Source organism: Nocardioides sp. zg-DK7169 (genome assembly GCF_013155365.1).
Lineage (GTDB): Bacteria > Actinomycetota > Actinomycetes > Propionibacteriales > Nocardioidaceae > Nocardioides.
In genome coordinates this window covers 43,092-63,155 of sequence record NZ_JABJRA010000007.1, presented here as the reverse complement: position 1 = coordinate 63,155, position 20,064 = coordinate 43,092, and the positions used below count along the sequence as shown (strand labels likewise).

General features: G+C 72.2%; 19 protein-coding genes. 4 read left to right on the top strand and 15 right to left on the bottom strand.

The features are described from left to right. Window positions 1-84: 84 nt before the first annotated feature. Together HOQ23_RS12665 and HOQ23_RS12660 are read left to right on the top strand one after the other, a co-directional pair. A complete protein-coding gene (locus tag HOQ23_RS12665; protein ID WP_172214971.1) occupies window positions 85-1,353 on the top strand; it encodes an HNH endonuclease signature motif containing protein in 1,269 nt (422 codons plus the stop codon). Between the two features lie 333 nt (window positions 1,354-1,686). Then, complete coding sequence (locus HOQ23_RS12660; protein WP_172214970.1) at window positions 1,687-2,865, top strand: IS110 family transposase; 1,179 nt, start codon at window positions 1,687-1,689, stop codon at window positions 2,863-2,865. A 129-nt stretch (window positions 2,866-2,994) separates the two neighbouring features. On the opposite strand, the gene HOQ23_RS12655 is transcribed toward HOQ23_RS12660, so the two are convergent. After that, window positions 2,995-4,035: an NAD(P)-dependent alcohol dehydrogenase gene (locus HOQ23_RS12655; protein ID WP_172214969.1), complete on the bottom strand. Its 1,041-nt coding sequence runs from the start codon at window positions 4,033-4,035 to the stop codon at window positions 2,995-2,997. A 93-nt stretch (window positions 4,036-4,128) separates the two neighbouring features. Here HOQ23_RS12655 and HOQ23_RS12650 point away from each other — a divergent pair, with 93 nt between their 5' ends. Beyond that, a complete protein-coding gene (locus tag HOQ23_RS12650) occupies window positions 4,129-4,746 on the top strand; it encodes a TetR family transcriptional regulator (protein WP_367650486.1) in 618 nt (205 codons plus the stop codon). A 129-nt stretch (window positions 4,747-4,875) separates the two neighbouring features. Here HOQ23_RS12650 and HOQ23_RS12645 read toward each other — a convergent pair whose 3' ends face one another. Beyond that, complete coding sequence (locus tag HOQ23_RS12645; protein WP_172214968.1) at window positions 4,876-5,721, bottom strand: LysR family transcriptional regulator; 846 nt, start codon at window positions 5,719-5,721, stop codon at window positions 4,876-4,878. 103 nt (window positions 5,722-5,824) lie between these two features. Between HOQ23_RS12645 and HOQ23_RS12640 the strand changes: the two genes are divergently transcribed. Beyond that, window positions 5,825-6,595, top strand: coding sequence for an SDR family oxidoreductase (locus HOQ23_RS12640; protein WP_172214967.1), 771 nt, complete (start codon window positions 5,825-5,827; stop codon window positions 6,593-6,595). 22 nt (window positions 6,596-6,617) lie between these two features. Here the strand turns inward: HOQ23_RS12640 and HOQ23_RS12635 are convergent, their stop codons facing one another. From HOQ23_RS12635 to HOQ23_RS12575, 13 genes are all read right to left on the bottom strand, one after another. Beyond that, window positions 6,618-7,967, bottom strand: coding sequence for an aldehyde dehydrogenase family protein (locus HOQ23_RS12635; RefSeq protein ID WP_172214966.1), 1,350 nt, complete (start codon window positions 7,965-7,967; stop codon window positions 6,618-6,620). Between the two features lie 56 nt (window positions 7,968-8,023). Further along, the gene (locus HOQ23_RS12630; protein ID WP_172214965.1) at window positions 8,024-8,758 is read right to left on the bottom strand and encodes an SDR family NAD(P)-dependent oxidoreductase; all 735 of its coding nucleotides are present in this window, start codon (window positions 8,756-8,758) and stop codon (window positions 8,024-8,026) included. 5 nt (window positions 8,759-8,763) lie between these two features. After that, window positions 8,764-9,234: a DUF3598 family protein gene (locus HOQ23_RS12625; RefSeq protein WP_172214964.1), complete on the bottom strand. Its 471-nt coding sequence runs from the start codon at window positions 9,232-9,234 to the stop codon at window positions 8,764-8,766. 21 nt (window positions 9,235-9,255) lie between these two features. Continuing rightward, window positions 9,256-10,281, bottom strand: coding sequence for a nitrilase-related carbon-nitrogen hydrolase (locus tag HOQ23_RS12620; RefSeq protein WP_216654185.1), 1,026 nt, complete (start codon window positions 10,279-10,281; stop codon window positions 9,256-9,258). Next, window positions 10,278-11,330 (bottom strand): ABC transporter substrate-binding protein, encoded by a 1,053-nt coding sequence (locus HOQ23_RS12615; RefSeq protein ID WP_172214963.1) that lies wholly within the window; start codon window positions 11,328-11,330, stop codon window positions 10,278-10,280. Before HOQ23_RS12615 ends, HOQ23_RS12620 begins: the two co-directional genes overlap by 4 nt. A gap of 35 nt (window positions 11,331-11,365) precedes the next feature. Continuing rightward, the gene (locus HOQ23_RS12610) at window positions 11,366-12,166 is read right to left on the bottom strand and encodes an ABC transporter permease (RefSeq protein WP_172214962.1); all 801 of its coding nucleotides are present in this window, start codon (window positions 12,164-12,166) and stop codon (window positions 11,366-11,368) included. After that, window positions 12,163-12,966 (bottom strand): ABC transporter ATP-binding protein, encoded by an 804-nt coding sequence (locus HOQ23_RS12605; protein ID WP_367650485.1) that lies wholly within the window; start codon window positions 12,964-12,966, stop codon window positions 12,163-12,165. Before HOQ23_RS12605 ends, HOQ23_RS12610 begins: the two co-directional genes overlap by 4 nt. 233 nt (window positions 12,967-13,199) lie before the next feature. After that, window positions 13,200-13,772 (bottom strand): cupin domain-containing protein, encoded by a 573-nt coding sequence (locus HOQ23_RS12600; RefSeq protein ID WP_172214960.1) that lies wholly within the window; start codon window positions 13,770-13,772, stop codon window positions 13,200-13,202. Between the two features lie 38 nt (window positions 13,773-13,810). Then, the gene (locus tag HOQ23_RS12595; protein WP_172215127.1) at window positions 13,811-15,241 is read right to left on the bottom strand and encodes an FAD-dependent oxidoreductase; all 1,431 of its coding nucleotides are present in this window, start codon (window positions 15,239-15,241) and stop codon (window positions 13,811-13,813) included. Between the two features lie 125 nt (window positions 15,242-15,366). Beyond that, a complete protein-coding gene (locus HOQ23_RS12590) occupies window positions 15,367-16,671 on the bottom strand; it encodes a DUF4437 domain-containing protein (protein WP_172214959.1) in 1,305 nt (434 codons plus the stop codon). Window positions 16,672-16,759: 88 nt separating this feature from the next. Beyond that, complete coding sequence (locus tag HOQ23_RS12585; RefSeq protein WP_172214958.1) at window positions 16,760-17,722, bottom strand: VOC family protein; 963 nt, start codon at window positions 17,720-17,722, stop codon at window positions 16,760-16,762. A gap of 1 nt (window position 17,723) precedes the next feature. Continuing rightward, on the bottom strand, window positions 17,724-19,193 hold the full coding sequence (locus tag HOQ23_RS12580; RefSeq protein WP_172214957.1) for an FAD-dependent oxidoreductase: 1,470 nt from the start codon (window positions 19,191-19,193) through the stop codon (window positions 17,724-17,726). Beyond that, complete coding sequence (locus tag HOQ23_RS12575; RefSeq protein ID WP_172214956.1) at window positions 19,190-20,023, bottom strand: VOC family protein; 834 nt, start codon at window positions 20,021-20,023, stop codon at window positions 19,190-19,192. Before HOQ23_RS12575 ends, HOQ23_RS12580 begins: the two co-directional genes overlap by 4 nt. Window positions 20,024-20,064: the final 41 nt, after the last annotated feature.

Genomic DNA, 20,064 nt, shown 5'->3' with positions numbered 1-20,064 from the left:
CCCGACCGAACGGTTGTCCACAGGCCCCCTGACCTGCGGGAACGACGGCCCGAGACTGTCGGTGGTCGATGGTTGAGTAGGTCCATGGAAGCACCTCGCCCGCCCCGATCCGGCCACCCGGTGGCCGCAGCGGTGGCCTGCGTGCACGAGGCCCTGGACGCGGTCGCGGAGGCGCCGGTGTGGTCGCTGAGCGAGGCGGAGGCCGGGGCGACCCTGCTGGACCTGGGGGCCGAGATCGCGCGGCTGCAGGAGCTGCGGTTGCGGGTCGCGGCCCACGCGCATTCGGTCGAGGTCGGTGACGCGGTCGGTGCGACCAGCACTGCGAACTGGTGGGCCCATGAGTCCCGCTTGACCCGCCCGGAGGCCCACCGGCTGATGCGGGTTGCCCGGGCGCTCGACAGCGGCCACCACGACGGTGTCCGGGGCGCGTTGGCGGCTGGGCAGATCCACCTGGACCAGGCCCAGGTGATCATCGACGCCGTCGACGACCTGCCCGCCGACCTGGTCGACGAGGAGATCCGGGCCAAGGCGGAGGAGTTCCTCCTCGAGCAGGCGAGCGAGCACGACGCGATCACCCTGCGTCGTCTGGCCAAGCGGCTGGTCGAGGTGGCCGCTCCCGAGCAGGCCGACGCCGCCGAGGCCGCCCGGTTGGAGCGCGAGGAGGCCGCGGCGCGTGCCGCGGCCCGGCTCACGATGTCCGACGACGGCCACGGCAAGACCCACGGCCGGTTCACCATCCCCACCCACCACGCCGCGATGCTGCGTGCCGCGCTCCTCGCGATCGCCGCGCCGAAGCACCAGCAGGCGGTGAACGGCGCCGGTGCTGTGGGGGCTGAGCGGAGGCCGGGGCCGGAGCGGATGGGTCAGGCGTTCTGCGAGTTCCTCGAGCGCTACCCCACCGACCGGTTGCCCGACGCCGGGGGCGTGGCCGCGACCATCGTCATCACCATGCCGTTGGAGTCCCTGCTCGGTGGGCTGCGCGCGGCGCACCTGCACACCGGGGAGACGATCTCGGCCACCGAGGCGCGCCGCCTGGCCTGTGAGGCCGGGATCGTGCCGGCCGTCCTCGACGGCCAGGGCCGCCCCCTCGACGTCGGGCGCAAGCGGCGGCTGCACACCAAGACCCACCGCGTCGCCCTCGCGCTGCGCGACGGGGGCTGCACCGCCGAAGGATGCGACTGGCCACCGGGCCTGTGCCACGCCCACCACGACGTCCCGTGGTCACGCGGCGGAGGCACCAGCGTGGCCAGCGGCCGGCTCCTCTGCCCCCGCCACCACGCCCGCGCCCACGACCCGGCCTACGAGACCACGACTCTCCCGGGCGGGAAGCTCACCTTCCACCGACGCTGTTAGACCGACCGGCCGAGCCCGACACGTCATCTGTGGTCGTCCGCCGGGCTGTAGCCCTACTCCCCGCGGCCCGAGCTACGCGTGCACGCGGTCCGGCATGTCCCTACCGCGCCTACTAGACGATTCCCGTAGGACCGGCGTCCGGCCAGACTCGGTCCAGGTGATCGGCGGGCAGCTCTCTATGCGGCTGCCCACCGGCTGTTCTGGTGTGGCTCGCTATCGGTCTGCGGCCCGCCGGTCACCGTGACGAGGCGTGGCTCAAGAAGGGACTGCCCTGCTCGTAGTAGCAATGCCCACCTCGCCGTCCACATCGGATCGAAGAGGCGGGAGCAGCACATGAGTCAGAAGGTCGAGCAGGTCATCATCGGGGTGGATCCCCACAAGTTGTCGGTCACGATCGAGGTCGTCGGTCAGCGCGAGCAGATGCTCGGATCAGGTCGGTTCACCACGGACCGAGCCGGCTACGCCGCGATGCGGTCCTACGCCAGGAAGTGGCCGGACCGGGTCTGGGCGGTCGAAGGCAGCAACGGCGCCGGGCGACCGCTCGCGCAACGACTCCTCGAAGACGGCGAGTACGTGGTCGACGTGCCCGCGAAACTCGCCGCCCGAGTGCGACTGTTCGACACCGGGCACAACCGCAAGACCGACGCCCACGACGCGCACGCGGTCGCGGCCGTCGCAGTGCGCACCACGACCCTGCGGGTGCTGCAGCACGACGGTGAACTCGAGGCACTGCGAATGCTCACCGACCGCCGTGAAGCACTCACCCGGCGCCGGGTCCAGACCGTCGACCGGCTCCAGGCACTGCTTGCTGAACTCCTGCCAGGGCAGGCGAAACGCGACCTCACCACGGGTCAGGCCAAAACGATGCTGGCCAGCGTGAGGCCGCGCGACATCGCCGGGAAGACCCGCCGACGCATCGCCTCCGAGGAGCTTGCCGAGCTCGTCTCGGTCGAGGCCAAGATCAAGAAGGCCACCGCCGAACTGAAGTCGATCGTCTTGGCCCGAGGCTCCCGGCTGATGGACCTTCATGGTGTTGGCCCCGTCGTGGCAGCCCGTGTCCTGGCCGACGTCGGTGACGTGACCCGCTTCGCCGACCGCAACCGCTTCGCGTCCTGGACGGGCACCGCACCCCTCGACGCCTCCTCTGGTGAGCAGAACCGACACCGTCTCTCACGTGCCGGGAACCGGCGGATGAACCACATGATCCACATCGCCGCGATCAGCCAGATCCGGCTCGACACCGACGGCCGCGCCTACTACCGACGCAAGCGAGCCGAGGGCAAGAAGCCCCTCGAGGCGATCCGCTGCCTCAAGCGCAGGATCTCAGATGCGATCTACCGCCAACTCCTCGAGGACGCTCAACGCGCCGCCGTCGAGGACGTTGGCACGGGTCCGGGAGGGCACTGCAGGGCGTCTCAAAAATCCAGCGCGGTCGACCTTCCCCTGCTCATCGACACTTCGGATCAGCCACTTCCCGGACCCGCGGACAAGACGCTACGCCGGACCGGTTGACAACAGAAGGGGGCCGATATGACGCGACTCCGGCGACCGGGTCCGGAGCCAGGTTCGCGTGTCACGGCGTGTGCGGCTCCAGGGCTGCGCGCGGCATCGATAGGGGAGTCGTGGAGCGACGACTCTGTCTCAGCTGAGGTCCGTGAGGTCCAGGACGAACCGATAGCGGACGTCGTTGCGGGCGAGCCGGTCCAGCGCGATCGCGACCGCGCTCGACGGCAGCACTTCGACGTCGGCAGTGATGCCGTGCCGGCCGCAGAAGTCGAGGAGGTCCTGGGTGGCTGGTCGGCCTCCGCTGCCGGCGGACGACAGGCTCTTGCGACCGATCAGGAGCGCCGTGGTTTCGATGGTCACCGTGCCGAGGTGCCCGAGGGAGCACAGAGTGCCGTCGAGGGCGACGGCTGCAACGTAAGGCGTCAGATCGTGGGCGGCCGAGACGGTGTCGATGACCAGGTCCTGGGAGTCGGCGACCGCGGCCATCGCGGACTCGTCGGTTGAGATGACGACGTGGTGAGCGCCCAGTTCGCGCGCGTCCTCCGACTTGCTCGGCGAGGTGGTGAAGACGGTGACCTGGGCGCCGAGCGCGTGCGCGAGCTTGACCGCGAGGTGGCCCAGCCCGCCCAGACCGACCACGCCGACCCGGGTTCCCGGGCCGACCTGCCAGCGGCGCAGCGGCTCCCAGACCGTGATGCCGGCACACATCAGCGGCGCGACGGCGGCGGGGTCCAGGCCGGGCGGGCGGTGGTAGACGAACCGGTCGCGCACGACGTACTCCGCGGCGTACGCGCCTTGGGTCACCGAGCCGTCGAGCCGGTCGCGTCCGCCGTAGGTGAGGGTGGGGAACTCCCGGCAGAAGTTCTCCTGGCCGGCGCGGCACATCGGGCAGGAGCCACAGGAGTCCACGATGTTGCCGACGGCGACCGGGTCGCCGACGGCGAACGCCGTCACCGCGGCACCGACAGCGGTGACCTCCCCGACGAACTCATGACCGGGCACGACCGGGAAGGCGCTCGACTCCGAGGCCCCGAGCGCGTGCAAGTCGCTGTGGCAGACCCCGCAGTGCGTCACCCGCACCGCCACGTCGTCGGATCGCAGGTCGCGTCGCTCGATCGTCACCTGCTCGAGGCTCGAGCCAGGGGTTGCCGCCTGGTACGCGGTGGTGCTTCGCATCGGGAACTCCTAAAACCAACTGGTTAGTTTGTCCGGCAACTCTAGGCAGACGGAGTTCCAATTTCCAAACAGACCGGTTGGTACTCTTGGCTCGTGAGCACGCCGCGATCCTCGGGTACCTCCCTGACGAGCAAGGGTGAGGCCACCCGACAACGGATCCTCGAGGCGGCGACCGACGAGTTCGCCCGGCACGGGATCGCCGGGGCGCGGGTCGACCGGATCGCCGCCGCCGCTGCCACGAACAAGGCCCAGCTCTACTCGTACTTCGGAAGCAAGGACCGGCTCTTCGACACCGTCTTCGCGGCCTCGCTGGAGCGCATCATGGAGGTCGTACCGATCTCCGCCGACGACCTCGCCGATTGGGCGGTGCGGTTGTACGACGAGTATCTCGACCGCCCCGACCTGATCCGGCTCGCGACCTGGGCCCGGCTCGAACGACAACCGACGGGGCACCTCCTGGGCGACGACCGCATCGACGAGCCCAAACTCACGGCGATCGCGTCGGCACAGCGGTCGGGCGCCATTAGCGACGTCGCTGGCCGGGCCGACCCGTTCGACGTGATGGCAATGGTGATCGCGATGTCGATGGCGTGGTCGCCCGTGAGCAACGTCTACGCCGCGACCGCGGACGAGCCGGCCGCGGTCCACCAACAGCGCCGCGATCTACTCCGCGAGACGGTACGGCGCGCCTTCGCACCACCGGGCCATTAGCTGCCGGCCGTTCCGGTACGTCGGCGAGCCGGTTGGTGCTGGCATAGGCGGCGGGGTGCCCCGCGTTGCACCGTCACCTCGACGCAGGTCAGACCCCGCCTCTCGGCGGGGGCTAGGAGACCAAGCCCCTCACAACCTCCCCGCGGTACGCACCAGACCGGCGACGCCCGGGGAGGTGCTGTGCGGGGGCCAGGCGATGACGGTGGTGACCTGCGGCGCGTCGGTGAGGGGTAGGACGGCGAGGCCGTCGTGCAGACCGGCGGCTGCGGACTCGGGCAGCATGATCGCGGTGCGGCCCAGGCGGACCAGCTGGAGGACCTGGGTCAGGTCGCGGAGCTCGGGGCCCGGGCCGGCGGGGTAGGTGCCGTCGAGGTGCGGCCACCGCGGCAGCGGCAGGTCCGGGATCGAGGCGGCCTCGGCAACGGTCAGGGAGGTCCGGTTGCTGAGCGGATGGGCGGCGGGCAGGATCAGCACCTGCTCGTCGACGAGCAGGGTGTCCATGTCGAACCCGCTCGTGTCGTCGAAGGGCAGGTGCAGGAGCGCGACGTCGGCGCGGCCGTCGCGCAGCATCACGGCCTGGTGCCCGGGCGGGCTCAGCACGACGTCCACGTCGACGGCGTCCGGCTCGGCGGCGTACGCGTCGAGCAACTTGGCCATCAGCTCGCTCGACGCACCCGCCTTGGCGGTGAGCACGACGGGGGCTCGGGCGCCGGCCGCAGCGGTACGACGGGTACGGCGCTCGGCCGCCTCGACCGCGGCGAGCGCGGCCCGCCCCTCGCGCAGCAGCGTCTCCCCCGCGCCCGTGAGCGTCACCCCCCGCGACGTACGCACGAACAGGTCGGCGCCGAGGCGCCGCTCCAGCCCGGCGATCGCGCGCGACAGCGGCGGCTGGGCCATCCCGAGGCGCTCGGCGGCGCGGCCGACGTGCGACTCCTCGGCGACGGCGAGGAAGTAACGCAGCTCGCGGGTCTCCACGACCTCGACGTTACCCCGCTCACCTGCAGCGATACCCGCGCGGTATCGGACCCGACCCGATCGGTCTTGGACCCGCCCGGCACGCGGCGCACAGGATCGAGGCATGACCGAGAACAACACCGAGAACAGCACCCAGACCACCCAGCACCACCAGACCGACCAGAAGACCGCGCTCGTCACCGGCGCCAACAAGGGCATCGGCTACGAGATCGCCGCCGGCCTCGCCCGCCTCGGGTTCCGCGTCGGCCTTGGCGCCCGCGACACCGGCCGGCGCGAGGAGGCCGTGGCCAAGCTCCGCGCCGAGGGCCTCGACGTGTTCGGCGTACCGCTCGACGTCACCGACGACGCCAGCGTCGCCGCCGCGGCGGCCCAGCTCGAGGCCCAGGGCGGCCTCGACGTGCTCGTCAACAACGCCGGCGTCACCGGCGGGGTGCCGCAGGAGCCGACCCGGGTGAGCCCCGAGCTGGTCCTCGCGGTCGTCGACACCAACGTCGTCGGCGTGATCCGGGTGACCAACGCGATGCTGCCGATGCTGCGTCGCGCGACCTCACCGCGCATCGTCAACGTCTCCAGCACGGTCGGCTCGCTCACCCTGCAGACCGCCCAGGCCGATGCCGTCGGCCCGATCTCGGCGGCGTACTCGCCATCCAAGTCCTTCCTCAACGCCGTCACGATCCAGTACGCCAAGGAGCTCGCCGACACCGGGATCCTCATCAACGCCGGCTGCCCCGGCTACGTCGCCACCGACCTCAACGGCTTCCAGGGCCACCGCACGCCCGAGCAGGGCGCCGCGATCTTCCTCCAGCTCGCGACGCTGCCCGACGGCGGACCGACCGGCACCTTCCGCGACGACGAGGGCATCCAGCCCTGGTGAGGTGCGAGAGGTGACGTGAGGCTCAGGCCTGGTACCACCACGGCTGCAGCTTCGGCTCCTCGCGGGTCAGCAGCACCCGCTGGCGCAGGAACCGACGCACCGAGGCCGGGCCCATGCGGCTCGGGCCGAGACCGGAGAGCTTGAACGCCTGCTTCTCCCCCTCCGGGACCAGTCCGGTCAGGCACACGTCGTTGATGCTGACGCCGCCCGCCTCGAGGCGGGCGGCGACGGCCTGGGCGACCTCGCGGCTGCCGAAGACGGCACCGGAGAGCCCGTAGCGGGTGTCGTTGGCGAGCGCGACGGCCTGGTCGAGGTCGTCGACCGCCATCACCGGGATCACCGGCCCGAAGGTCTCCTCGGTCATCACCGTCATCGTGTGGTCGACGCCGGACAGCACGGTGGGGCGCAGGTAGGGCCGCCCGCCGTGCTCCTCGACCTCACCGCCGTGGCGCACCACGGCGCCGCGCTCCACGGCGTCCCGGATGTGCTCGGCGACGACCGCCGCCTGGCGGGAGTCGATGAACGGGCCCATCTCGCCGTCGGCCGGGGCCGGTACGGCGAGGCGCACGGCGGCCGCCTTGCGCACGATCAGCTCGACGAGCTCCTCGGCGACCGACCGCTCGGCGTACACCCGCTCCAGGGACATGCACGACTGCCCGGTGTTGGCGGTGGAGCCCCACAGGATCGCCGAGCTGGCGACGTCGAGGTCGGCGTCGGCCGCGACGATCACGGCGTCCTTGCCGCCCAGCTCGAGGAACGACGGCACGAACGCCTCGGCGGCCGCGACCGCCACGGCCTGGCCGGTGCGCACGCTGCCGGTGAAGCAGACGGCGTCCACGCGCGAGACCAGCTCACGACCGGCCTCCGGTCCGCCCTCGACGACGACCAGCACCTCCGCCAGCGCCGGGACCGCGGCGATGCTCGCCCGCAGCGCGGGCACGAAGCCGGGGGTCACCTCGCTCGGCTTCACGACCACCGGACAGCCCGCCAGCAGCGCCGGGACCGCGTCGATGAGGGCCAGCTGGAGCGGGAAGTTCCACGGCGAGATCACCCCGACCACACCGAGCTGCACCGGCGCGTCGGTGATCAGCACGCTGCCGTCGCTGCTGGGCCGGCCGGCCGGCGCACCGAGCAGGTCCCGGGCCCAACCCGACTGGCGCTCGATGGACGCCAGCACGGAGTCGATCTCCATGTCCGAGAGCGCGATCCGGCCGGTGTCGGCCACCAGGCCGGCCAGCAGCTCGGGCCGGCGGGCCCGCAGCTCCTCGGCCCACTGCGCGAGGACCTCGATCCTCCCCTCGACGCCGCGCGCCACCCAGTCGGCGACCCGGGCGCGTACGTCGCTCACCGCGGTGACGATCTCGTGCTCCACTCTCGTGCTCCTCTGCTGTACGGGGACGGGCGCCCGGACGGGCCCCGTCGGCGGGGTCAGGACCGGGGTCCCGGGGGCTGCGGCTCCGGCTCGGGCAGCTGGGTGAGGTCGACGCGGCTGAGCACGGCGGCGCCGGGCATCGTCAGGACGCTCGCGACGGCCTGCGCCACGACGAGCGCCGGCAGCCGGCGTACCGATCCGCCGGTCGACAGGTCGCTCTCGACCGCCGCCGCGACCACCACGTCGGTGACCTTGACCAGGTCGGGGGCGACCTCCAGTCGTAGCGCGTCGGAGAGGCCCAGCAGGCCGAACTTCGACGCGGTGTAGGCGGCCCCGGGCTCGTAGCCGCGCAGCCCGGCGCCGGAGTTGACGTTGAGCACCTGTCCGCGACAGCCGTCGACCGGCGCCTGGCGCCGCATCTGGGCGACGGCGGCCTGCAGGGCGTGCAGCGCGCCGGTGAGGTTGACCTCGAGGGTGGTCGCCCAGTCATCGGCGCCGACCCCGGACGCGGTGCCGCGCCGGAACACCCCGGCGTTGTTGACCAGGGCGTCGAGCCTCCCGGAGCAGGCGACCACGTCGGCGACCACCCGGAGGCAGGCCTCGGCGTCGCGCACGTCGAGGACGTGCGCGTGGGCCTGACCACCGGCCCCGCGGACCTCGGCGACGACCGCGTCGAGCGGCGCCTGCCGTCGGCCGGCGACGTGCACCGTCCACCCGAGCGCACCGAGGAGCCTGGCGATGGCGGCACCGAGGCCGGTGCCGCCGCCGGTGATGAGGATCGTCCCGGGCACCGGGCTCAGACCGGGTTCTGCTCGGGGTCCCAGCGGACCGCCTCGGCGCCCGGCACCCGGCGCTCCTCGATGATGGTGAGCTTGCTCAGCTCGCCGTTCTCGAAGTGCTGCCAGACCCGGGTGCGGTAGTCCCCGTCGGGCCGGGTGACCTCGATGATCCGCTCGTCGGGCCGGTCCTTCCACCCGAAGGAGAAGATCACCGCCTCCGCACCGATCCGACTGGTCTCACCCCACATGTCGGAGTTGTGGAAGTGGACCGAGTCGCCGTCGACGGTCGCGTGGTAGTAGTGCTCGTAGGGCTCCTGGCCGGCACGCAGGTAGGTCACCCGCTCGGTCCAGGTGGTGCCCGTCATGCGGCCCTCCTGGCGGCTGTCGAAGCGCTCGACCAGGGTGCCGTCGGGGCGCAGCACCGTGTAGGTGCCCGCCCACACGCCGGCGACCTTCTCGCGCAGGATGTCGTTGATCGTGGTGCTCATGTCGCGGTCTCCTCGACTGGCTCAGATGATGCCGCGGGCCTCGAGGCCGCGGATGACGCTCTCCTGGGTGCTGCGGAAGTGCGCCCGGTCCGGCACGCCCTCGACGGTGTTCGCCGGGTGCACGATGGTCCCGGCGTACGTCGGGGCGTAGAGCTCGAAGCGCTGGCGCGCCAGGACGTTCTCCATCGCCACCCGGCGGCGGAAGGCCCGCAGCGAGGCGAGGTCGAGCTCGGCGTTCGCGGCCATCGAGGGCCCCTGCACCGCCTCGGCCAGCACCAGCCCGCGGTGGTCGACGATCTTGCTGCTGCCGTCGCCGGACTGCGGGGGCAGCGCCGTGCCGTAGAGGCCGGCGGTGTTGGCGGACACGACGTACGCGCTGTTCTCGAGGGCGCGCGCCAGCTTCGCGACGTTCTTGGGCGACTGCAGCCCGCTGGCCACCTCCGAGGAGCTGTGCACGAAGATCTCGGCGCCCCGCACCGCGAAGCAGCGGGCGATCTCGGGGTAGAGGATCTCCTCCGAGGCGATCGGCGCGAGCCGGCCGATCTCGGTGTCGGCGACCGGGAACAGCGCGTCCTCGCCGTAGATCTCCAGGTAGCGGTCCAGCACGTCGTGCGGGGTGACCGCCCACATCGAGTTGAGGCGGCGGTAGCGCAGCAGCAGCTCCCCGGTCGGGCCGAAGATCACGCAGGCCTGGAAGTACACGCCCGGGAAGTGCTCGTCGGTCTCGTAGTTGTTGACCGCGAGGAACACCCCGGCGTCCTGGGCGATCGCGGCGAGGCGCTGGTACTCCGGGCCGTCCGGGTCGAGCGCGGCGCGCTCGGCCCACACCGGCAGTGCCTCCCCCGCCGGCGGTCCGCTGAGCACGTACTCGGGCAGGACGACCAGGCGCAGGTCCTGCCCGACACTGGCCCGGGAGGCGAGCACCTCGCCGTGGATGCGGTCGACGGCGGCCAGCATCGCGGAGCGCGCCGACGCGGTGTCGGGGCACTCGTTGATCGCGTGGCAGGCCGTCTGGAGGGCCAGGGCGCGGAAGCGAGGGGCGCTCACAGCAGGGCCTTCGCCTCGGCGAGGAGGTCGGGGTGGACGACCTTGGACAGGTCGGTGCTCTTGCCGATCAGCTTGGCGCCGAGCAGGGCCTCCTGCATCTGCTCCCACTCCTGCGGGTGCAGTGCCATCAGCTGGTCCTCGCCGCGGGCCAGGTAGAGCGGGCGCACCAGGTCGAGCTGCTCCTGGGCGTCCTCGGGGGTGATCTCGCGGTTGTACTTGCGGATCCACTCGATGGTCTGGGCGTCGTTGGACTCCTCGCAGACGAACTCCAGGGCCTGGTAGAACCCGGCCAGCACCTTGACCACGACGTCGCGGTGCTTGTCGAGCTCGTCGCGGGTGGTGAGGTAGGTGTCGGCGGGCACCGGCATCACGTCGTCGAAGTTCCAGGCGTGGACGCCGCTGCCGGCCTCCTCGAGCGCCTCACGCTCGGCCGCGCTGCCGATCCACGCGGCCACGTCGCCCTTCTTGGCGAACTGGTAGGCGGCGGTGCCCAGCCCGGTGACCTTGCGCTCGATGGAGCCGGGGTCGATGCCGGCCTGCACGGCCATCAGGTCGATCAGCTGGTCGGTGGTGCCACCGGCCGAGACGACGCCGACGGCGCGGCCCTCCAGTTCGGCGATGCCGGCGACCGGGGACTCCGCCATCGACTGCAGCTCGAAGGCCGTGCGCTGCACCGGCATCCCGATGGCGACGAACGGCGCGTCCTCGTTGGCGATCGTGATCAGCGCGCTGATCGACTGGAAGCGGGTGTAGGCCGTGGAGCCGGCGATCAGCCCGGACATCGCCTGCGGCGTGCCGGTCGAGGAGATGACGTCGACGTCGAGGCCGAGGTCCTTGAAGAAGCCGGCCTCGCGGGCCACCATCTCCGGGCAGTTGCCGACGTTGTAGCCCAGCGCCGTCTGGTAGGTGCGCCGGGTCCCACCCCCGCCGCTGCCGCTGCCACCGCCGTCACCGCCGCAGGCGCTCAGCAGCGAGGCGGTCGGGATCGCGACCCCGAGGCCGGCCGCCCATGAGAGGACGCTGCGCCGGCTCAGTCCGTTCTGGTGCATGGATTCTCCTGTGCTCAGGGGGGATCAGTGGGTGATCAGGGGGCGGGCCGGGTGAGCCGGACGGACTCGTGCCACGGGATGAGGAACCGCTTGAGGGAGGTCACGGCCAGGTAGAGCACCAGGCCGTAGAGGGCCATCAGCACGATGGCGCCGAAGAGCAGGTCGATCTGCAGGTTGTTCTGCAGGTTCAGCGCGTAGCGGCCCAAGCCCTTGTCGCCGCCGAGGTACTCCCCGACGATCGCGCCGATCGTGGCCAGCACGATCGCCTGCTCGAGGCCGGCCAGGATGAAGGCCATCGTGTGCGGGACCTCGACGCGCAGGAACCGGAAGACGCGCCCGGCGCCGATCGAGCTGGCCATGTCGGTGTGCCCCTGGGGCAGGGACTGGATGCCGAACGCCGTGTTGACCATCAGCGGGAAGAAGCAGACGAGCGCGGCGAGGGCGATCTTGGACTCCTCGCCGAAGCCGAACCAGAGCACGAACAGCGGCGCGAGCGCGACCTTCGGCGTCACCTGGAGCAGGACCAGGAACGGCTTGAGCACGAGGTTGAGGATCCGGGACTTGCCGATGGCGAAGCCCGCGCCGACGCCGATGACGGCACCGATCAGCAGGCCCAGCACCGTCTCGACGAAGGTCGTCCAGACGTGCACCTTCCAGATGTAGGGGTCGCTCACCTGGCTGCGCAGGGCGGTCCACACGTCCCCCGGCGGCGGGACGATGAACGGCGAGACGTCGCTCAGCTCGACGTAGAGCTGCCACCCGCCGATGAGCGCGAGCGCCAGCAGCGGCGTGGTCACCAGCACCAGGTACCGGTCGAGGAGACTCCGCGCGCTCATGCCGCGCTCCCGCGCTCGTCGGTGGCCGCCTGGTGGGTCAGCGCCTCGCGCAGCACGCCGGTGTAGCGGGCGAACTCCGGGGTGGCCAGCACGTCGATGCCGCGGGGCCGCTCGAGCTCGATCGGCACGTCCGCCACGATCCGGCCCGGGCCGGCCTGCATCACCACCACGCGGTCGGCGAGGAAGACCGCCTCCTGGATCGAGTGGGTCACGAAGACCACCGTCTTCTGCTTCTCCAGCCAGATCCGCTGGAGCTCGAGGTTGAGGTTGTCCCGCGTCTGCGCGTCGAGGGCGCCGAACGGCTCGTCCATGAGCAGCACGGAGGGGTCGTAGGACAGCGCCCGGGCGATCGCGACCCGCTGGCGCATCCCGCCGCTGAGCTGGTGCGGCAGCTTGGCGCTGGCGGCGGAGAGGCCGACGACCTCCAGCATCGCTTCGGCGATCGCCCGGCGCTCCGACCGCGGCACCTTGCGGTTCTCCAGCGGGAGCAGCACGTTGGCGAGCGCCGAGCGCCACGGCAGCAGGTTGTGCTCCTGGAAGACGAAGCCGACGTCGCCCAGCGCCCGGCGCCGCGAGGCGGCGGTGGTGCCGAGGTCGCGCCCGGCCACCTCCACGCGGCCCGACGTCGCGGTCTCGAGGCCGCCGACGATGCGCAGCAGCGTGGTCTTGCCGCATCCCGAGGAACCCAGAAGGGCGACGAACTGCCCCTCGGGGATCTCGAGCTCGATGTCGCCGAGGATCAGGGGCGCCCCGGGCGGGCCGTACCTCTTGGAGACGTGGTCGATGCAGATCGCAGTCACAGTCGGCCTTTCGCGGGTCGGTGCGTGAGGGCGCACCTGGGGGGAGGACCGCCGGATCGGGGACGGACGCTCCGCTGCGCGACGACCGCGGCACCGTCGCCGGGTCATCGATTCATTCCGCTGTGCGAAACGTCTTCCCGATTCGGTGAAGGGAATCCTCCACCCGCGACGCCGCCTTGGGAAGGGGCGGCCGATATGTCAGGTAATTGGGCGCACCCCGAGAAGCAGGGTGCTCAGCCCCAGACGCGCACGTGCAGCGGCGCGCGGCCGACGGGCGGCGGGGTGCCGGCCGGCAGCCAGCCCCACAGACGCGCCTCGAGGTCGAGGACGTCGGCGTCGTGCTGCAGCGGGGCGCTCAGCCCGTCGGCCAGCACGGCGTACTCCCCCGGCACCTCGGGCGCATCGGCGCGCAGGACGCCGCGGGCGTCCAGCGCGACCGGGTCCTGCGCGGCGGGCACCGCCGGCTCGCCGTCGACCCACGCGGGCACGCCGGAGAACCAGGCGATCACCAGGGCGCCGCCGTCCGAGCGCGTGTCGGCGCGCACGGTGCGGGGCGGCAGGTAGACGTAGTCGCCCGGCTGATGGGTCCCGACCACGTCGATCGAGCCCTCGAGCACCACGAACTCCTCGGCCGGCAGGTAGTGCCCCGAGCCGGGGCGGCGCCATCCGGGCGGGAACCGGACCAGCGAGACGCTTGCCTTCGAGACGGGGTCGGCATGCAGCCGGCACAACCTGACCTCGGGCTGAGAGCCCGGGATGGTCAGGTCGAGCCAGCTGCTGTCGGGGACGTCGAGGGACTGCAGCACGGGCGCGTCGTCGGCCGCGGGCACCGGGTCGGGACCGCTCAGCCGGCCGCGAGGCGGGTGCCGAGCAGCCGCCCGAAGGTCAGCGCGGGCGTGACCAGCATGCCGCCGCAGAAGCTGTTGCCGCAGGTGGCGCCGGCGCCGATGACCTCGCCGATGGCGTAGAGGCCGGGGATCGTCTCGCCTGCCTCGTCGCGGACCGCGAAGTCCGCGTCGATGTCGAGGCCCTGGAAGGTCACCAGCGTGATCGCGTGGTTGCGGATCGCGTAGAACGGGCCCTCGGCGATCGGCGCGGGCAGGTAGGTGCGGCCGAACTCCGGGTCCACGCCGTTCACCACCGCGTCGTTGTACGCCGCGACCGTCGCCTCCAGGCCGTCCGGGTCGATCCCGGCCAGCCGGGCGACCTCCGCGAGCGTGGGCGCCGAGTGCAGGCCGGGGCGGTTGTTGACCATCGCGCGGACCGCGTCGGGGTCCTTGCCGACCACCATCTCGTTGAGGGTGCCGGTGGACAGGCTCAGCGCCGCGTCGTCGAACACCGTCCAGAAGGTCTGGTCGGTGATGGTGGCCAGCGCCCGCTCCTTCTGGTCGATGGACTCCTCGTCCTCGGCGACCCAGCGCCTGCCGTGGACGTCCACGTAGATCTCGCGCGGCGGGCGCTCGCTGGTCAGCCGCTGCCGGTCGTTCCAGTTGGCGCGGTTCGGGGCCTGCGGGTCGGGCAGGCCGCCGAAGGTCGGCAGGTAGGTGCCCTCCCCCTGGAGGCGGGCGCCGACCGACATGCCGAGGTGGATGCCGTCGCCGGTGGAGGTCTTCGCGGCCGCCGAGACCAGCGGCGCGCCCTCGAGCTCGAGGAACAGCTCGGCGTCGGCGCCGTAGCCGCCGGTCGCCAGGACCACGGCCCCGGCGTCGATCTCGACCTCGTCGCTGCCGCGCAGGACCGAGACGCCGATGACCCGACCCTCGGCGTCCTGGCGCAGCTCGATGACCGGCGCCTGGGTCCACACGGTGAGGTCGTGCTCGGCGACGGTGCGGTCGAGCTCGGCGCGCAGCACCTCGAGGATCGAGAGGCCCTCGTCCTTGCCGTACGCCGTGCGCGCGACGCTGTAGGGCTCGTGGCCGTAGACGATCCGCGGGGTCTCCGGCGCCCAGGGGAAGTCGCGCTCGTGGAGCCAGTCGAGGGTCTGCGGGGCGTGGTCGGCGACGATCGTGATCAGGTCGTCGCGCGCGGTGCCGGCGCTGATCTCGCGGACGTCGGCGAGGTGGGCCTCGGGCGAGTCCACGATGCCCTTCTCGGCCTGCCGCTTGGTGCCGCCGGCCGCCATGTGGCCACCGGTGATGAAGAGCGTGCCGCCGACCTTGGACTCCTTGTCGACGAGCAGCACCCGGGCGCCGCCCTGGGCGGCGTGGATGGCACACGGGATCCCGGCGGTGCCGGCTCCCACGACGACGACGTCGTAGCTGGTCTCAGTGCTGATCGCTCTTCACTCCTCGGGGGCGCCTCGCTGTGGAGGCGGAATCGGACGGGGCTCAGCGGCCGGGCGGGCCCGGCCGCTGAGAGGTGGTGCGCCCCACGCCGTACGACGTGGGGCGCACCGGGTGATCACATGCCGTCGCCGTCCCAGCGGCCGCGCGAGCGGCTGCGGACCGGCAGCGAGGAGATGATCGGGGCGGGGATGGGGTCCCCGTCCTTCCAGTCGACGCGCGTGCCCCAGTTGTGCGCGAACTTGCCGGTGCGCTCGTCGGGGTGCTCGACGTCGCGGCCGCTCCAGCCCCAGTCGAGGTTGATGGTCTCGCGCGCCGGGGTCTCGTCGTGGCTGTGCTCGTGGTCGTGACCGTGCTCGTCGTCGTGCGAGTGGTCGTGGCCGTGCTCGTGGTCGTGGTCGTGACCGTGGCCGCCCTGGAGGTTGGCCGCGTCCATCGCCTTCATGATCGCGAGGACCGACGGGTCGGCGCCCAGGCCCTGGTGCTTGACCGGGGTGTTGTTCTGGCCCTGGTCGATCTGGAACTGCCACGCGGCGGTCATCTGACGCATGTCCTCGTCCGAGCGCCACGGCTCGGCGAGGTCGTGGGTCGAGGAGGACCAGCGGGCCGGCTCGTGCGGCGCCTCGTTCAGGCCCTCGGGCGTGTAGTTGACGCCGTCGCCGCCCCAGCGCACCCACTCGTTCTGGGTGTACCAGTTCTTCAGCTCACCGTCCGAGCGCAGCAGCCAGGTGGCGCCACCCTCCATGGTCGTGAAGTGGCCGTGCTTCACCCGCGCCGGGCGGAAGAAGTAGGTGCCGAGGTCCAGGGTGCCGAAGTTGTACTCCATGTGGCCCTGGGTGGTGTAGGCCTCCTCGTAGCACGGGTGGTGCGCGAGGCGGTGGTCCGACCAGCCCTCCTGGGCGTGGACGAGACGGGTGTAGAAGCCGGTGACCGGGTCCACGTGCAGGTACTTGATGTACAGGCCGGGCATCGGGCCGGGGTTGGGGACGGCGTCCCACTTCATCGCCTCGGAGTCGATGACGATGACGTCCTCGCGGGCGTCGTCCCAGGCCTTGGCACCGGCGAGGGAGTCCACCGCGTCGAAGCCGGCGTCGCCGTACTCGCGGTAGTGCAGGAGCTTGGTGCCCTCGGCGACCTTGAGGTAGTCGACCGGCACGCCCTTGGGCGCGTAGACGTAGCCGCCCTTGCCGATCTTGCGACCGCCGTAGTCGATCTCGCCCTCGAGGACGTAGTACTCGGTGTTCGCGTGGTGGATGCCGGCGCTGCGGCCCCACTCGGTGTGGAAGTCGACGCGCAGCGAGGACGAGCCGTCCTCCTCGTCGACCGAGAGGCGGCGCTCGCTCGCGCGGCCCTCGCCGCCCGGCAGCTCGGCGCCGTGCCAGACGTAGTCGTCTTCCTGGATCAGTTCCACGTGCGGTCGCATGACGCGCCTCTTCTCTCTCGATGGGTGGTGGTGGTGCGTGGTGCCGCACTGCTCGACGACTGCCGAGCACGCGCCCCAGGCACGCGCGTCAGCCGGAGATCTCGACGAAGGTCACGGGGAGTCCGTTGGGGGTGTCCACGAACGCCACCGACTTCTCGCCGAAGAGGACCGACGGTCCCGCCTGGTTTCTAGTACAGAGTGTACCGCCTAACTGCTCTGCGCGGAACAGTGTTTCTTCAAGGTTCCGCACCTTGAACAGCCATCCGGTGTGGCCGAGGTGCCGACCGGTCCGCTGGTGGGCGCGGCGGTCGGTGCCGAGGGTCCGGTTCTCGAGGCGGGTGACCTCCAGGCGGGCGGTCGCCGGCCCGGCGAGGAAGCTCAGGCGCATGACCGAGCCCGCCGGGAGCAGGGCCATCTCGTCGAGGCCGGGGTGGGTGAAGGACACGTCGTACCAGCTCTGCAGGCCGAGGCCCTCGGGCCCCCAGAAGGCGGCCTCCGCCTCGAAGTCGGGCACGTGGCACACCACCGAGGTGAGCTCGGTGTAGTGCCGGTCGGGGTCGGCGTCCCAGGCGGCCGTGCCGCGGGCCTCGGCGGGCTCCACGAAGACGATGTCGGTGCCCTCGGGCGCGAGCAGGAAGCCCTGCGTGACCGAGACCAGCTTGTCCCCCAGCGGCACCGCCCAGGTCGCCGGCGGGGTGCGCCACTGCTGGCCGGCCTCGGCCAGCGTGGTGTGGCTGACCTCGATGTCGCGGGTGTACATGTTGATCGCGACCAGGCCGGTGTCGGCCTGGAGCGGGTGCTCGGGGACCTCCTGCTGCGGGACCTGCAGCAGGATCAGCCGCCCGTGCTGGGCGCCGGCGGCGTTCAGCACCGTGACCGGCAGGTCGCCGACCCCCTCGCCCCACAGGGCGGCGGCCTCGGCGGCGGGGATCACGCCCTCCTCGGCGACCTCCCAGCCGAGCTGCCCGACGTAGAGGTCGAGCTGGGCGGCGAGGTCGTTGACCCCGATGAAGGCGGCGTCGACGCCGCCGATGATGAGGGGCTCGGCCATGTCAGCTCTTCTCCTTGGTGCCGGCGCCGGCCAGCCGGCTGGCCAGCTGACGGCCCAGCAGACGACCCAGCGTCATCGCGGGGGTGATGCTCATGCCACCGACGTAGTTGTCGCCGGCGAACTTGTTGTTGCCGAGCAGCTCGCCGACCGCGTGCAGCCCCTCGATGACCTCGCCAGAGGTGTCGAGGACCCGCATCGAGGTGTCGACCGACAGCCCGTCGCGCGACAGGATCGAGGAGGCCACGGTCGTGATGGCGTAGTACGGCGCCCGGTCCAGGCGCTGCGGCAGGGTGGTCCGGCCGAGCGGGTCCGAGCCGCTGGTCACCGCCTCGTTGTACGACGCGACGCTCGCGGCCAGCGCGTCCGCGTCGACGTCGAGCAGGGCGGCCAGCTCGGCGAGGGAGTCCGCGCGGGTCACCCACGGGCTGGTGCGGCAGGCCTCGGCGAAGCGGGCGGGCGTCCACTCGTCGGCGGGGTTGCGGATCAGGCTGACCGGCGCGTTCTCGACGACACCGGCGTCGAAGACCACGTGCATGGTGTTGCCAGGCTGGCGGATGAGGGCCCGCTCCCGGTGCTCGGGGCTGGTGGTGTCCTCGGCGACGAAGCGGTGCCCGTCGCGGTTGACCCAGATCTCGTGCGGGGCGCGGTAGGCCGGCGCCATCTCGACGAACGCCTCGCGGTAGTCGACGGCGTGCTGGGGCCGGGCCGGGTCCGGGATCAGCCCCATCACCGGCAGGAAGATGCCGTCGGAGGAGACCGCGGCGCCCAGCGCCTCGGCGGCGAGCAGGCCGTCGCCGGTGGCGTGGTCGAGGCAGCCGACGAGCACGTCGTGGCAGCCCTCGGGCAGGAACCGGTTGCGCAGCTCGAGGTTGGCGTCGTAGCCGCCGGTGGCGAGCACGACCGCGTCCCCGGTCAGCGGGCGCGTGGCGCCCTCGTGCTCGACCTCGACCCCGACGACCCGGTCGCCCTCGCGCAGCAGGCCGGTCATCGTGGTGGACAGGTGCAGCAGCACCCGGCCGGCGGCGACCTGCTCCGCGAGCAGCCGCTCGAGCACGGTGATCACCGAGCGTCCGTGCTCGACGCCCCAGTAGGTGCGCGGGACGTCGTACACCTCGTGGCCGTGGATCAGCCCGGGGCAGTCGGGGTGGAACTCGAAGCCGAGGTCGTCGAGCCAGTCGACGGTCTCGCCCTGGTGGCGCACCGACAGGGCGGCGAGGTCGCGGTCGATGCGGCCGTGGGAGATCCGCTCGACCTCCTCGAGGTGGCGCTGCGGGCTGTCGTCGATGCCGCGCTCCCGCTGGCGGCGGCTGCCGGCGCCGGAGAACTCGCCGTTCGCGATGTGCAGCATCCCGCCGATGCCGGGCTGCTTCTCGACCAGGTGCACCCGGGCGCCGTGCTCGGCCGCGGCGATCGCGGTCGTGAGGCCGGCGCCGCCGGTCCCCACGACGACCACGACCGGGACGGTGCTCATCGCGCGCCCTCGGCGACGACCTCGATCTCGACGCCGACCGGGCCGCGCAGGATGCCACCCTCGAGGACCTCGGCGCCGGCACCGACCATGGCCGCGCGGGTCGCCTCGGGGTCGTCGGAGACCAGGACCAGGCGCCGGATCCCGACCGGGTCGGCGCTGCGGTCGCGGGTGGGGACGCCGGTGAAGGACATGATCTCCAGGCGGGCCGGCTGGTGCTCGGGGCCGACCATGAAGGCGAGGCGGAGGGCGGCGTCGGCCGGCATGCCGACGAGGTCGTCGAACGGGGCGCCGGTCATCGCGCCGTCGAACAGGGTGCTGAACCCGGCCGCCTCGAAGAAGGCGACGGCCGCCTCGTGGTCGGCGACCACGAGCACGGCCGTGTGCAGCTCGGAGTGGCGTCGCACGGCGTCCGCGTCGTACGCCGCGCTGGGGCGGTGCGCGCCAGTGACGGCCAGCGGGATGGTCCACCAGACCCCGTCGGGGCCGCGGCCGACCAGCTCGGACAGGCTGGCCTCGCCGTAGGGGTAGGTCACCGGACGACGCGGCGCTCCCCCGGCGCGGGCCATCGCCGCCGCCGTGGCGTCGAGGTCGCGGGAGTAGATGCCGAGCAGCCGGGCGCCGAGGTCCCACACCTCGGGGGCGTCCTCGCTCGGTGCGGAGCTCGCCGGGACCAGGCGCAGCCGCCCCGCGGGGGCACCCGGGACCCCGAGCAGGACCGAGCCGTCGGCCTCCTCGAGCACCTCGAGGTCGAAGGCCTCGCGGTGGAAGCGGGTCGCGGCCGGCACGTCGGCGCTCGCGACCACGACCTCCTGCAGGAACTGAAGGCTCATCGTCTTCCTCTCTCGACGGCCGATCGTCCGTAGCGGATCAG